At 50.7% G+C, this 12,175-nt stretch carries 10 protein-coding genes; all 10 read right to left on the reverse strand.

Features of this window, described 5'->3' with window-relative positions:
* On the reverse strand, window positions 1–1,020 hold the full coding sequence (locus tag MKY41_RS12160; RefSeq protein ID WP_340745267.1) for a ThiF family adenylyltransferase: 1,020 nt from the start codon (window positions 1,018–1,020) through the stop codon (window positions 1–3).
* Window positions 1,021–1,106: 86 nt separating this feature from the next.
* Window positions 1,107–2,621 carry a nitrate/nitrite transporter gene (locus tag MKY41_RS12165; protein WP_340745268.1) on the reverse strand — a complete coding sequence of 505 codons (1,515 nt, stop codon included), beginning with the start codon at window positions 2,619–2,621 and terminating at the stop codon, window positions 1,107–1,109.
* A gap of 88 nt (window positions 2,622–2,709) precedes the next feature.
* Window positions 2,710–3,237, reverse strand: coding sequence for a hemerythrin domain-containing protein (locus MKY41_RS12170; RefSeq protein ID WP_340745269.1), 528 nt, complete (start codon window positions 3,235–3,237; stop codon window positions 2,710–2,712).
* A 13-nt stretch (window positions 3,238–3,250) separates the two neighbouring features.
* A complete protein-coding gene (locus MKY41_RS12175; protein ID WP_340745270.1) occupies window positions 3,251–3,898 on the reverse strand; it encodes a response regulator transcription factor in 648 nt (215 codons plus the stop codon).
* Complete coding sequence (locus tag MKY41_RS12180; RefSeq protein ID WP_340745697.1) at window positions 3,876–4,952, reverse strand: sensor histidine kinase; 1,077 nt, start codon at window positions 4,950–4,952, stop codon at window positions 3,876–3,878. The genes MKY41_RS12175 and MKY41_RS12180 overlap by 23 nt, the downstream gene beginning before the upstream one ends.
* Before the next feature lie 5 nt (window positions 4,953–4,957).
* Window positions 4,958–5,422, reverse strand: a complete 465-nt coding sequence (locus MKY41_RS12185) for a GAF domain-containing protein (RefSeq protein ID WP_340745271.1) — start codon at window positions 5,420–5,422, stop codon at window positions 4,958–4,960.
* Between the two features lie 44 nt (window positions 5,423–5,466).
* Complete coding sequence (gene narI, locus MKY41_RS12190) at window positions 5,467–6,147, reverse strand: respiratory nitrate reductase subunit gamma (protein WP_340745272.1); 681 nt, start codon at window positions 6,145–6,147, stop codon at window positions 5,467–5,469.
* Window positions 6,140–6,709 carry a nitrate reductase molybdenum cofactor assembly chaperone gene (narJ, locus tag MKY41_RS12195; RefSeq protein WP_340745273.1) on the reverse strand — a complete coding sequence of 190 codons (570 nt, stop codon included), beginning with the start codon at window positions 6,707–6,709 and terminating at the stop codon, window positions 6,140–6,142. The genes narI and narJ overlap by 8 nt, the downstream gene beginning before the upstream one ends.
* Complete coding sequence (narH, locus tag MKY41_RS12200) at window positions 6,702–8,303, reverse strand: nitrate reductase subunit beta (protein ID WP_340745274.1); 1,602 nt, start codon at window positions 8,301–8,303, stop codon at window positions 6,702–6,704. Before narH ends, narJ begins: the two co-directional genes overlap by 8 nt.
* Window positions 8,293–11,970, reverse strand: coding sequence for a nitrate reductase subunit alpha (locus MKY41_RS12205; protein WP_340745275.1), 3,678 nt, complete (start codon window positions 11,968–11,970; stop codon window positions 8,293–8,295). Before MKY41_RS12205 ends, narH begins: the two co-directional genes overlap by 11 nt.
* Between the last annotated feature and the right edge of the window lie 205 nt (window positions 11,971–12,175).

The raw sequence follows: 12,175 nt of genomic DNA on the forward strand, positions 1-12,175 counted from the left end.
TCAACCAAATAATTGATGGTACAGTTTCCGGCCCGTTCTTATATCTCGCAAGCCGTGAATGAGTAGCCTGCCGTTTCCGAATAACACGCAACGGTATTCGTCTGCATGGAATTGGATGAAAAACGGCGTCTTCTTATACGCTTCTCCCAGACGGATGGCCACCCGCTCCCCGTCTTCAATCGTCAAAGTACGGCCCTCCTCCGGTACGATCTGCACCGTATCCCGGCCGCATAAGACGGCATAGCCGGTCCCTTCCGTCCGTTCGAGAGCGGGATACGTGGGTGCCTTTCCACAAGTTTCGCATTGTTCGTGCCGGATCCGGGAAATCCCCGCCTCCACATATGTATTGTTCCAAATGTCAAAATGCAGCACTTTCTTTCGCATGGCCGCTTCGTTTCCCGTCAGCCATTTCAGCGCCTCCGCACTCTGATGGGCTGCTGCAATTTGAGCGGCCGGGGCGATGATTCCAGCCGTATCGCAAGTTTCATTCACCGCTGGAAGGACGGGCAATAGACAGCGAAAACAGGCGGAGCGTCCCGGAATGAACGGAAAAACGACGCCTGTACTCCCGACACATGCCCCGTAAATCCAAGGAATCCCCTTTTTCCATGCCATATCGTTCAGCAATAGCCGGGTCTCGAAATTATCTGTTGCATCTAACAGAATATCGACATCGGGGGCCAACCGTTCCAGGAGCGGTCCATCGATATGGTCAAGTACCGTCACAATTTCTACATCGGCCCGGATTTGGCGCAACCGCTTTTCGGCAGCCACCACTTTCGGGACTCCGCCCTCCGCATCGTTTTCCGTGAAGAGCTGCTGTCTCTGCAAATTGGTCGCTTCGACATAATCACGGTCGGCAATGGTCAATTTCCCGATACCCGCACGCACCAACGTTTCCGCAATCGACGATCCGAGAGCACCGCAACCGACCAGAAACGCATGCGCCTCCGCCAACTTCGCCTGCCCGGCATGCCCGATCGGTTTGAATAAAGTCTGCCTTGAATAACGATCGTCCACTTCTTCGCCTCCTTTCCAAAAGGCTTTTTCTCTATTATATAAATTACCATTGAACATAGCTTTGAAAACACGTCGAGGGCGACCGATCATTCCGATCGATTGCCCTCTTCCTGGCGTGGTGTAATGTCGTTGAACGTCCCGACGTATCGGACCGTATCCCCGGAGCCATCTTTCACGGCAGCGATGGTGAGCAATTCCAAATACTCTTTTCCGTCTTTCCGTTTATTCCATAATTGGCCTTGCCATCTGCCCTCTTCTCCAAGCATCTCCCACATATCTTTGTAAAAATCCGGGGATTGCCTGCCGGAGCTGAGCATATTCGGATTCTTGCCGAGCGCCTCTTCTTCCGTGAACCCTGTCAATCGGGTGAAGGCAGGATTGACTGCTTTGATCTGTCCTGTTGTATCCGTCACCAGAATTCCTTGGGCTGTCGAATTGAACACTTCGTTTTGCAATGACAGACGATCCATATAATACAGCCAGATGACCATGATAAGACTAGCCAAGGCGACTTGCGAGAATGCCATGAAGCCGATCGAATAGGAGCCGGTCATGGAATGGATGGTCGCCAGAAGCAGCGGAGGGAAAAAGCCACCAAGTCCTCCCATCATCGAAACGATCCCGTTCGCCGTTCCCGCTTGTTTGTTGAAATACATCGGCACCAATTTGAAGATGACCCCGTTTCCGAGACCCGCACAGATGGCGATGATCATACTCCCCACCGTGTAAAGTCCGATGGATGGAGAAAAAGCGAGGATCACTGCCGCAAATGTAAATCCTGCAAACACGCCCATGAGCAGAAACAACGGTTGGAATTTATCCGCAAGCCAGCCGCCGACTGGACGGATGAACGTGGCGACGGCAATGAAACCTGCTGTCCGCATTCCGGCGTCCACCTTCTCCAAGCCGAAATACGTCACGAGGAAATTCGGCAGGAAGACCGTAAAGGCGACGAAGGAACCGAATGTGATGAAATAGAATAACGAGAAAAACCAAAGTTTCTCATTTTTATAGACACCTTTGATCTGCTCGACAAGCGATGTTTTCACTTTCGCTTCTTTCCGGTCCCCGAACAGGAAGTTCAACACGGCGAACACGAGCAGTAAAATCAGATAGAATTTAACGGTCGTCGACCAGCCAAACTTCGTAGCTAGAACAGGAGCGGCAAATGTGGAAATCGCCGTCCCGACGTTCCCCATCCCGTAGATCCCATTGACGAGCCCATGCTTCTCCTTCGGAAAATATTTCGGCAAGGAGGTGACCCCGACGGAGAAGACCGCTCCCCCGATCCCGAGGAAGGTTCCGCCAATGATCAGACCGGCGACCGAAGACGTTTCACTTATGTAGTACACCGGAAAAAGAAGCAAGATGAAACTTACGAGAAAGATGATCCGCGCTCCGAAGATATTCGCATAATAACCGAGTGGAATTCGTAAGATCGATCCGAGGACGACCGGAATCGCTGTCACGATGGCCAGCCGTTCAGCCGGAATTGTGATATCTTCCGTGATGAATGGCAACAAGGAGGATATGAGCACCCATACCATGAAGCCGACGACCAAGTTTGCTGTTTGTAGAGGCAATTGCATTTTCCTGATCATTCAAATCATTCCCATCCTGAAATTTTGAATGAAGCATTCGATTCATTGCTTCTTTGATTTCCCCTTCCTGAACTGGAAGAAACATGAATCATACGAGAGGGGTATATAATTCCTTGAAGAGCTGTTCCTGCTCCTCCTTGCGTAACACTGTATTCACCATGGGATAAAGGATGGATTCCTCTTTGATAAAATGAATGGTGATCACTTCGAAAGCCTCTCCTGCATCTCGGACCACTTCTTTCATCTCCGCGAGGGATAATTGCGTCAAGTCGCCAAGCGTATGATGAAGAAAATGGCCGATATACGCATCGATCTCCCCGTGTTCTTCTTCCGTGGCCGCTACCGGACCTTGCTCGTCTCCCACATAGCGGGCCAACATCGGGAACAGGAATTCCTCTTCCTTATCGGTATGGTTTTTGAACGGCTCGATGAACTCCACAATCTGTTTTCGCAGTGTTCCGAGCGCTTCCCTTGCCTCTTCCTCCGTATAGATATCCCGTTCGAATCCGAGGACAATCGAATGCCAGCCGTCCATCATATACAAGAGGTACTGATGTTCATTCTCAAGAACGCGTAAGGCAGGCAGGTCGAACTTGAATTTTTGATTTGACACCATTGGAAAACCTCCTTCAGAAGTTCAGCAACTTCTTTTTCAGGGCATACTCGACGAGTTCCGGCCTTCCTTTCAACTGCAATTTCTCCATGATTTTCGCCTTATGTGCTTCTACCGTTTTGACGGAGATGAATAACTTTTCCGCAATCTCCTTATTTCCATACCCTCTCGCGACTAGGGGCAGAATTTCAATCTCCCGCTTCGACAAAATTCGATACGGATCGGTTTCGACGCCATCCATGTCCTTTTCAAGAAATTCCCGGACGAGCGGGCTCTCCATCGTCGGTTGGATATAGATTCCACCCGCATGCACCGTACGAATGGCCGCCAACAGTTCCTCATCGGGCGAATTTTTTAGCACATAACCGGAAGCACCGTTCTTTAAGACATGGAATAAGTATTCTTCATCATCGTACATTGTCAAAATGAGGATTTTCGTTTCCGGGAACTCTTCTTTGATCCTCCCCGTGGCGATCAGTCCGCTCTGCCCAGGCGGCATGCTCAGATCCATCAATAAGACATCTGGCCGGTGTAAAGCGACTTGATCATAAGCTTCCAGCCCATCCGCCGCCGTCGCGACCACTTCCATATCTTCTTGGAAGTTCAAGATGTGCATGAAGCCGCTGCGGACGACGGCGTGATCATCCGCTATGATGATTTTCATTCGTAGTTCCCCCTTTGACTAACGGGACCTCCAATTGGACGACCGTCCCTTTCCCCGGTTCGGACAGAATCGTCAATTGTCCATTGACGAGCTCGGCCCTTTCTTTCATTCCATACAGCCCGAGCCCGGTCCCTTTGGCGTCCGGATGATCTACATGAAAGCCGACCCCTTCATCGATGACATGGAGGATCAAGGTCCCTTCTTTTTCAAATAAACGGACGGCCACATCATCAGTTTCCGCATATTTCAACGCATTGAAGATCGCTTCTTGGCATATCCGGTAGACGACCGTTTCGATTTCCCCTTCGTACCGCTTCGAGTCCAATTCGGCCGTGAAATGCACGACAAGGCCATAGTTCTTCTCCAACCACTTGAAATGGGTGCGGAAGGCCGCCTCCAGACCGAGATCATCCAGCGTGGCAGGTCTAAGTTCAACGGACAGATGCCGTATATCATCCAGTAACCGCATTAATTCGATTTCCGTTTCCTTAACCTTATCCAGTGCTTCCCCTTCGATGTTCATATACTTCAACAAGCGGATATCCACCAGCGTGCTGAGCATCTCTTGGGCGACGCTGTCATGAAGCTCCCGGGAGATCCGCTTCCGTTCATCCTCCTGCGCTTCAATGATCCGTTTCACCATGATTTTCTGATTCAACGACTCCTGCGTCTTGAACTGCTTCGTCAAGTCCCGGAGCATCAGTACCCGGAGCCCGTTCTCTTCATCAACCGTCTGGAAACTCGCAGTATAGGGCACAACGCCTTTTCCCCGAGTCTCCAAATACACTTGAAAAGAGCTAATATTCTCTTCCGGATTTGATAGATAACAGCCATCGCAAGTGCGGAGCTCCTGACTGCTCGTATACCCTTTGCATGTCAGGCAAATGGCGTTCCGGTTGCCCCCGATCATCTGATGGACAACTTCCGGCTCCACGATCAACCGGGCTGTTTCATTCAACGCAATAACCTGCCCTTCCCGATTAAAAAAGAAGATGGCTTCCGATGCATTGTCGTACATTTTCAATAGCAAATCCGTCAATTGAAAACCTTCCATGCGCGTCAAAGCTTCACCATCTCCATATTGTAATAAGGGCCAAATCGTGGGCCGATCGCATCCTTGAATTCCTTGAACTGCTGCGGAGTCAGCCGGCGATTTTCCCGATAGGCCACTAGCAGTACTCCTTGCACACGGTTATTTTTATAAAGCGGAATTGCACCGTAACTACTCAGTTTCTCCGCTACGACAATCGGATAATTGAACAGTTCGTCCGCCGAAAAACCTTGCGCCACGTCTTCCACGAGAGTCGGTTTTCCTGTCTTGATGACATTCCCGGCAACCCCTTTTCCCGATTGCAGGACGATCCGCTTATAACGGTCACTCAGATTCCCCGACACATACGTCCATTTATGCTCAAAACGTTGGTCGGCCGCTTGGATGAGCGCCAACCCGATGAAATCAAATTTGAACCTATCACGCAGCGATTCTATTTCCTGCTGGTAATCAAAATCCTGCTGTCCATTCATCTCAATTTCTCCCATCCGGGCGAGGCAGGCGCCTCTATCCCGACTTAATTTGGACTGTTCTTTCTATAAAGGATATAGCTTCTACCCACATAATTCAAAGGAACACTCCATACGTGGACGAGCCTTGTAAAAGGCCACATGGCGAATATTAAAAACCCCGTCAAGATATGCAATTTGAAAGCGAGCGGCACGACAGTCATATACGCCGTTTCCGGGCGGAAGATGAGCAAGGATCGGAACCAGACCGATATTGAATCCCGATAATCGAAGCCCGGATTTAAATTATTAGTCACAAGGGAACTGTACACCCCGATGAAAACGATGAAAAGAAGTAGCGTGTTGACAATCATGTCGGAAGCGGACGACAATTGCCGTACACTTTTATTTGTGAGTCGCCTTGACGTCAAAATGATCATCCCGATCAATGTCACCACTCCGAAAAATCCACCGCCCCAGACAGCCCCCATATGGTACATATGATCGCTGATGCCGAGTGCCCGGGTCCACGTCTTCGGGATACCCAAGCCGGCAACATGACCAAGGATGACCGGAATGATTCCAAGATGAAACAGCAGGCTCCCAATCATCAATTGCTTTTTCTCGATAAACTCACTCGACTTGGCCGTCCATCCGAATTGGTCATTTCGGTAACGGAAAATATGGCCGACGATGAATACCGCCATACAGACATAAGGGAAAATGACCCACAGAAATTGTTCACTCATTTGCAGACGCCTCCTGTCGAATACAGGTTTTAAACGTTTCTCTCATTCCTCTAATCAAATAGAAGTATGGACTCTCGAATTTTTCGAGCGCCTTCATCAAATGGAAGGAACCGTCCTCGATGACTGCAAGCAGCAAAGAGAAGCTTTGTGGAGCTCTTGGATCGCCCCTCCATTCCGCCGCATAGATGAATTCGCACATAAGGGGAAGAAAGTCGGATAATTCGCCATCCGGCATATCTAGACCGAACATTTCATAGAGCACCTTCAGTTTGGCCAGCATTTGTCCTCGCTCTTTCGAATCCCCGTACTTGATGTACGTCATGAATAACGTGGTCACTTTCTGGAAATCGAATGTAGAGGTGTACATCTCCTGTATTTCATCCATGCTGTATTCATGCATAAGGCGCCAATAGGTCGCAATATCCTCATAGGCCGGGTCTGAAGGGTCAAAGGATCCTTCCAGAACCGATGGATGAAAGGTGGTTTTCTTGGGATACGTCAACTGGTTGGCGAAGAATCCGGCCGCTTGTTTCACTTCGTACAATCGGTTGAGATCAATCACGCCAAATCCCCCCGTAGAAGTTCTCTTCATAGATTTCCTTCCCTGTCTTCACCGGGTTGACGGGACCGCAGCCATCACAGTTGCCATCCGACCCCATGACGGAGTAGCTGAACTGGCTTGGTGCCGTGCCCATGCTATAATCGCCCATCCCATCAAATCCGGCGGAACCTTGGGAGCGGTACGCATTCATATGCCCTTCCTTATGGGAAGTCGGAATGACGAAACGCTCTTCGTACTTGCCGATCGCCAATAGACGATACATCTGTTTCGTCTGATGGGCAGTCAGCCCGACCCGCTCCAATCTCGATTCATCAAACTCTTTGCCTGAGGAAATGGCGCGCATATAGGAGCGCATCATCGCCATCCGTTGTAATCCGCCTTTCACTGTAGCCGCATCTCCTGCCGTCAGCATATTTGCAAGGTATTGGATTGGAATCCGCATTTCTTCGATGGCCGGGAAGATTGCATCTGGATTGTTGATGGAATCTTTCCCTTCGAAATAGTTCATGATCGGGCTAAGCGGCGGAATATACCAGACCATCGGAAGTGTCCGGTATTCCGGATGTAGCGGGAATGCCAGGCGATACTCGATGGCCAGCTTGTAGACCGGTGAGTTCTGGGCCGCCTCGATCCATTCTTCCGTGATGCCGTCCCTTCTCGCCTGTTCGATCACTTCCGGATCATATGGGTCCAGGAATAAGTCACATTGTGCTTCGTATAGATCTGTCGGCTCTGGAGTGGACGCCGCTTCCAATACACGATCTGCATCATAGAGCAATACGCCAAGGTAACGGATCCGGCCTGTACATGTCTCGGAACAGACTGTCGGCAATCCGGATTCGATGCGCGGGAAGCAGAATGTACATTTTTCAGCTTTATTCGTCTTCCAATTAAAATACACTTTTTTATAAGGGCAGCCGGTCGTACAATAACGCCAGCCTCGGCATGCTTCTTGGTCGACAAGGACAATTCCGTCTTCATCGCGCTTGTAAATGGCACCTGCCGGGCAGGAAGCGACACAGCTCGGGTTCAGACAGTGTTCGCAAAGCCTTGGCAAATACATCATGAAGGCTTGTTCGAAATTGAATTTGATTTCCTCTTCGATTTTTTCGATATTCGGATCGGTTGGCCCCGTAATATGCCCCCCGGCTAGCTGATCTTCCCAGTTCGGACCCCATTCGGGATCCATATATTCTCCGGACACGATCGACTTCGCACGGGCGACGGGTGTATGTTTACTGTCGCCGGCCATCGTCAGTTTTTCATAATCATACGTCCATGGCTCATAAAAATCCTTCATCTCCGGCATATCCGGATTGTAGAAGATTTTCCCAAGGGCGATCTTGGATAGCTTGGAGCCCGACTTCAACTCCAATTTCCCTTTTTTGTTGATTTGCCAGCCGCCTTTGTACACTTCCTGGTCTTCCCATCGTTTCGGATAGCCGATCCCCGGCTTTGTCTCCACGTTGTTGAACCACATATACTCCGCGCCTTCACGGTTCGTCCATGTCGTTTTGCACGTCACACTACAAGTGTGGCACCCGATACATTTGTCCAGATTCATAACCATTGCAACTTGCGCTTTAATTTTCAAGCCAGTTGACCTCCTTCATCTTACGGACCGCCACGTACTCATCACGTTGGTTCCCGATCGGCCCATAGTAATTGAATCCGTAGCTAAGTTGTGCGTATCCGCCGACCATTTGCGTCGGTTTCATATGAATGCGGGTCGGCGCATTATGGCTGCCCCCGCGCTGTTCCGTAATCTCTGATCCAGGTACTTGGATATGCTTATCCTGGGCGTGGTACATGAACATCGTCCCTTTCGGCATCCGGTGGCTGACGACCGCACGGGCTGTCACGACGCCGTTCCGGTTATACACTTCCAGCCATTGGTTGTCGTCGATGCCATGCTCTTTCGCGTCCAGGTCCGAAATCCAGACAGTCGGCCCTCCCCGGAACAATGTGAGCATATGCTGATTGTCCTGATACGTCGAATGGATATTCCACTTTCCGTGCGGCGTCAAATAACGGAGTACCAAGGAATCCTGTCCGCCCACAATTTGCTTGTCACGCGGTCCGAATACCATCGGCGGCAATGTCGGTTTATAGACCGGCAGTGCTTCTCCGAAATCCAAAAACAATTCATGGTCGATATAAAAATGCTGCCTACCTGTCAATGTCCGGAAGGGCACGAGGCGCTCAATATTTGTCGTGAACGGCGAGTAGCGTCGACCAAGCTTGTTCGATCCGCTGAAGACCGGCGTCGGAATGACCTCCCGCGGCTGTGCCGTGATAGCGGCGAATGTAAACCGCTCCGCTGCCCGGTCGGCTGAAATGTCCTTCAATTCGACCCCCGTCAACTCTTCAGCCGCTTCGAACGCTCGCTGGGAAACCCGGCCGTTCGTGGCGGATGAAAGCGCCAAGATCGCCTCTGCCGCTTGCTTTGCAGTATTTAATTTCGGAAGACCGTTTTTAATTGATTCATCAAAATAAACGCCATTGATGCTCTTCAGCATTTCATATTCTTCAGCGACAGGGAAGCTGACGCCATGCGCCCCGACTTTTCCTGTCGACAGCAACGGTCCTAGGGTAATGTATTTGTCATACACTTTCGTGTAGTCCCGTTCGACAATCGCCATGCCCGGCATCGTCTTGCCTGGGATCGCTTCGACTTCGCCCTTCTTCCAATCTTTCACTTCCCCGTATGGCTGTGCGATTTCCTGCGCGGAATCATGGGCAAGCGGTGTCGTGACCAAATCCTTGTAGACCCCAGGCAAATGCTTTTTCGCCATTTCGGAAAACGTTTGGGCGATCGTCCGATAGATGTCCCAGTCGGATCGCGACTCCCAAAGCGGATCGACCGCTGGATTGAACGGATTGACAAATGGGTGCATATCCGTGGAGGACAGATCCACCTTTTCATACCAGGTGGCCGCCGGCAATACGATATCGGCATACATCGGCGTAGCCGTCATGCGAAAATCGAGTGCGACGAGAAGATCGAGCTTCCCTTCCACGTCTTCGCGCCATACCATTTCATCCGGTTTCATATCATCATTCGGCGTAGCGAGCAGTCCATCCGACGCCCCGAAGAGGTGCTTCATGAAATATTCCTGCCCTTTGGCGGAACTCGAGACGAGATTCGAGCGCCAGACAAACATCGTGCGCGGGAAGTTTTCAGGTGCGCCCGGGTCTTCGCAGGCAAATTTGACTTCTCCTGATTTCAGCCTTTCAACCGTATGTCGGACAATCTCCTCCGTCGTCGCAGCACCGGATTTCGCCGCTTCCTCCGCAAACAACAGGCTGTTTTTATTGAACTGCGGATAGGAAGGGAGCCAGCCGAGTCTTGCAGCCAGGACATTATAATCAGCCGGATGATCATACTTCGCTTTGCCTCCTGTCGGTGACAGAAGCGGCTGGATCCCCGCTTCTTCATATTTCCATTGTTCCGTCGCGAAATAGAAGAAGGACGTAGCGTTCTGCAGCCGCGGCGGTGCTTGCCAATCCCGTGCGAAGGCGATTGAACTCCAGCCTTCAATCGGGCGGCACTTCTCCTGTCCCACGTAATGCGCCCATCCGCCGCCGTTCACTCCTTGGGATGCGGTGAGTACGACAAGGTTGAGGATCGACCGGTAAATCGTGTCGCTGTTGAACCAGTGGTTGATGCCGGCCCCCATGATGATCATCGAACGCCCACCCGTATCGATTGAATTCTGTGCGAATTCATGCGCAATCTGTGTGACCAATTCCGGTTTAACACCTGTTATTTTCTGCTGCCAAGCCGGTGTGTAGAAAGAGTCCGGGTCGTCATAGCCCTTCGCTTCCAAGTCACTGCCGATTCGTCTGATGCCGTATTGGCTCAGCATCAGGTCATAGACGGTCGTCACCCATTTTTCCGTCCCGTCTTTCATAGCGATCTTCTTGACAGGAATCGGTCTTCTGAACGTGCCATTGGACGTATTGTCGAAATACGGGAAGACGATTTCCTTCCATTCCGCCCCATGGTCGACAAGCGATAAGGCAGGTTCGATGCGGGATCCATCCTCGTTCTCCAGAATCAGATTCCATTTCACTTCGTTTTCCCATCGTTGTCCCATCGTGCCGTTCGGGACGATGATTTCATTCGCCACTTCATCGAGGATGACAGGTTTCCATTCTCCGTTTTCTGCTTGGCTGCCGAGGTCGCTCGCGCGCAAGAACCGTCCTGCCTTGAACGCCCCTTCGTCAAAGTCATCCAGCATGAGAAGGAATGGCATATCTGTATACTGCTTCGCATAATTCAGGAACATCGGCTCTTGCCGCTTCTCATAGAATTCATCCAAAATGACATGCGTCATCGCTTGAGCGACGGCTGCATCCGTGCCGGGTTCCGCACCGATCCAGTCGTCGGCATGGACAACACTTTCCGCGTAATCCGGTGCGACAGAAACGACTTTCGTCCCTTTGTAGCGCACTTCCGTCATGAAGTGAGCATCCGGTGTACGAGTCAGCGGGACGTTCGATCCCCACATGATCAAATAGCCCGCATTGAACCAGTCACTCGATTCCGGAACATCCGTCTGCTCTCCCCAAATCTGCGGGGAAGCCGGCGGCAAGTCAGCGTACCAATCGTAAAAACTGAGCATTTCTCCGCCAAGCAATGAAAGGAAGCGGGCTCCGGAAGCGTAACTGACCATGGACATGGCCGGGATCGGCGTGAAGCCTGCAATCCGGTCCGGTCCATACTTTTGGATCGTGTAAATGAGCTGTGCGGAAATCAGGACGGTCGCATCCCGCCAATCGACACGGATATGCCCTCCTTTCCCACGCGCCTTCTTATATTCAGCTGTCTTTTCGGGATCCTCTACGATGCTTGCCCAAGCTTTCACCGGATCTTTATGTTCCGTGATCGCTTCGGTCCACATACGCCAGAGCTTCCCTCGTATGTACGGGTATTTCACTCGCAACGGGCTATATTCATACCAAGAAAACGAAGCACCACGTGGACAGCCGCGTGGTTCGAATTCCGGCATATCGGGGCCGCATGAAGGATAGTCAATCTGCTGGTTCTCCCATGTAATGATCCCGTTCTTCACAAAAACCTTCCAACTGCAGGATCCGGTACAGTTCACTCCATGTGTCGTACGGACCACCTTGTCATGAGACCAACGCTGCCGATACATGTTTTCCCAATCCCGGCTTTTTTCCTCAAGAACGGACCAGTTGCCGGAGTATCGTTCAATGGGTTTAAAATAATTTAAACCGAATTTCGTTTTCATATGATACGACACGCTCCTTTTTATTTTTATTCCAAATTAATACTACTTGATGAATATATACCCTCTTCTTCCTCTTACCCTTTATTCTAAAACTTATTCCATAAACCCTCTATTAGGGAAACACCTAATTTCTTTGGCTTTCCATGGCAAACAACGCTGAGTAGTACAATGAAGGAGTTTCCCGGAACGCTTTAGAAATTTTGCT

Origin of the sequence: Sporosarcina sp. FSL W7-1349 (genome assembly GCF_038003045.1) — a bacterium.
In the GTDB taxonomy this organism is placed as follows: domain Bacteria; phylum Bacillota; class Bacilli; order Bacillales_A; family Planococcaceae; genus Sporosarcina.